The sequence below is a fragment of the Streptomyces sp. AC627_RSS907 genome, assembly GCF_019049165.1.
The window spans coordinates 1-800 of record NZ_JAGMUE010000571.1; the positions used below are offsets into that span (position 1 = coordinate 1).

The window sequence follows — 800 nt, forward strand, 5'->3', positions numbered from 1 at the left end:
GCTCCCAGTCGAGGCCGTAGCGGTGGAAGAGTTCCGCGCGCAGCCGCGCCGTCGGCATCGGCGCACCGGGCAGCAGGACGGCCACGACGGCGCCCATCAGGAGGGCGCGCAGCAGCCGGTAGTCGGTGTCGGGGTCGTCGCTGCCGTACGCGACCACCGTCTCCCGGAGCAGCTCGGCCAGCCGTTGCTGCTCGGCGCACTGGATGAAGCCCTCCGCCTGCAGGATGCCCGCCATGTGCGTACGCATCAGCCGGGGCCGGTCCCGGGCGAGGCCGAGGATCGCGTCGATGGCCCGGGCCAGCAGCTCGCGCCCGGCGTCGTCGCCGGTCGGCACGGGTTCGCGGGCCAGCGCCGCCGCCAGTTCGGTGTGCATCAGGCGGTGCACGGCGGACTGGAGGAGCTGGCGCTTCCCGGGAAAGTAGTACGACACCAGGCCGCGTGCGGCGCCCGCGCGATCGGCGATGCTCGCGAGCGTCGTGGCCTCGTAGCCGTACTCATCGACAAGATCGACGGTCGCCTGGAGCAGACGCTGTTGGGAGCGTCGGCGCAACTCCTCATTGACCGATGCGCTGCGCGGGGACATGCTGTAACTCCTGCGTTGACTGGCTCGAAGCCAATATACTCAGTGGGTCTCCGGTTGTCCGCCCCTTCTGAACAGGGCGAACACCGGTTTGGCCGCCGATTTCGGGCGACGCGGGGGATCGTCCGAAATCGGTGGTCGCAACGGGGGCGAGACGGCCAGCGACCGCGGTCGCCGGCGTGCGCGGAAGCGGACTCGCGGTCGGCCCGGGGCTCCCTTC

At 71.2% G+C, this 800-nt stretch carries 1 protein-coding gene; it reads right to left on the reverse strand.

Going from position 1 to position 800, the window contains the following annotated elements:
- Positions 1-583 (reverse strand): TetR/AcrR family transcriptional regulator (locus KUM32_RS37135; protein WP_217146267.1); only part of this gene is annotated, 583 nt, incomplete at its 3' end.
- Between the last annotated feature and the right edge of the window lie 217 nt (positions 584-800).